Source organism: Acinetobacter sp. EKM10A, assembly GCF_011075215.1.
In the GTDB taxonomy this organism is placed as follows: Bacteria; Pseudomonadota; Gammaproteobacteria; order Pseudomonadales; family Moraxellaceae; genus Acinetobacter; species Acinetobacter baumannii.
Map to the genome: position 1 here is coordinate 1 of NZ_JAALLK010000043.1, position 680 is coordinate 680.

General features: G+C 41.2%; 1 protein-coding gene. It reads left to right on the forward strand.

Features of this window, described 5'->3' with window-relative positions:
* Positions 1-39: 39 nt before the first annotated feature.
* Positions 40-680: phage tail tube protein (locus G9371_RS18985; RefSeq protein ID WP_165471308.1), on the forward strand; the 641-nt coding region annotated here is incomplete at its 3' end.

The following is a 680-nucleotide window of genomic DNA, read 5'->3' on the forward strand; positions in this document are numbered from 1 at the left end:
CAGCGGGTTTTTTATTGCCTAAATTTTGGAGAACCATAAATGAGTTCAGGCGCAAAAATTCGATTATATGCTTGTGAAGAAGCAGTTTTAGGAACAACTCCCGCAAACCCAATCTGGTACACAGTACGCCGTGTAAGTGATGGTTTATCTGAAAATGTTTCTACTGAAGAAAGCAGTGAAGTGGTTGATTCACGTTTTCGACAAGGTGGGGTAGTTACTGAAGCAGAAGTAGCAGGTCAGTTAGAGTTTGAATTATCACTTGGAACATTTGATCTATTCTTAAGTGCTTTAGCCTTCAATAATTGGGCGGGTAACGCTTTAAGTTTTGGTGGTGGAGTACGTAAGTCATTAACGCTGGTTAAAGTTTTCGAAGATATTGGTCAAGTCTTTATTTATCGCGGTATTCAAGTGAATACAGGTGAAATGACGATCCAGACCACAGGCAAAATCACTGGTAACTTTGGTTTAGTAGGTAGCTCATTTACTCGACAGCAGGTTAATCCTGTTACAAATCCTATCCCAGCATCGACTCGCCCTCTGGTGAGTATGCCAAACGTTGAAAAGCTACTTATTAATGGTCAGTCAATTCAGGGGAAAGCTTGCCTGCAGACACTTACCATCAACTTTAGTAATAATCTGGAAGCGATCCGTTGTATCGGTTCTGGTAAGTACACGCCTGA